This is a genomic window from Shigella sp. FC1544 (assembly GCF_001722145.1).
In the GTDB taxonomy this organism is placed as follows: Bacteria; Pseudomonadota; Gammaproteobacteria; order Enterobacterales; family Enterobacteriaceae; genus Escherichia; species Escherichia coli.
Map to the genome: position 1 here is coordinate 1 of NZ_MECT01000480.1, position 366 is coordinate 366.

Below are 366 nucleotides of genomic sequence, written 5' to 3' on the forward strand. Positions count from 1 at the left end.
ACCTTTACGCGACATTGATGTTTTCAGACCAGACTGCTCCTGTATGACCCGGTAATCGTATGCGCAGTACTGTGAACCTCGATCAGAGTGGTGGATTAGCCCGGCAGGTGGGCGCTGGCTCCTGAGCGCCATAAACAGGGCTTTACCTGTCAGCTCTTTTGTCATGCGCTCTCCCATGGCGTAGCCGACAATTTCGCACGTATAAACATCTTTGATGCCAGCGAGGTACAACCATCCCTCCTGTGTGGCAACATACGTCAGGTCCGCTGGATTTGCCCCTATATTTCCAGACATCTGTTATCACTTAACCCATTACAAGCCCGCTGCCGCAGATATTCCCGTGGCGAGCGATAACCCAGCGCACTA

General features: G+C 52.7%; 1 pseudogene. It reads right to left on the reverse strand.

The window, feature by feature from the left end:
• Positions 1 to 267 (reverse strand): annotated as a pseudogene (locus BGK49_RS18710) (DDE-type integrase/transposase/recombinase); the annotation flags it as partial.
• Between the last annotated feature and the right edge of the window lie 99 nt (positions 268 to 366).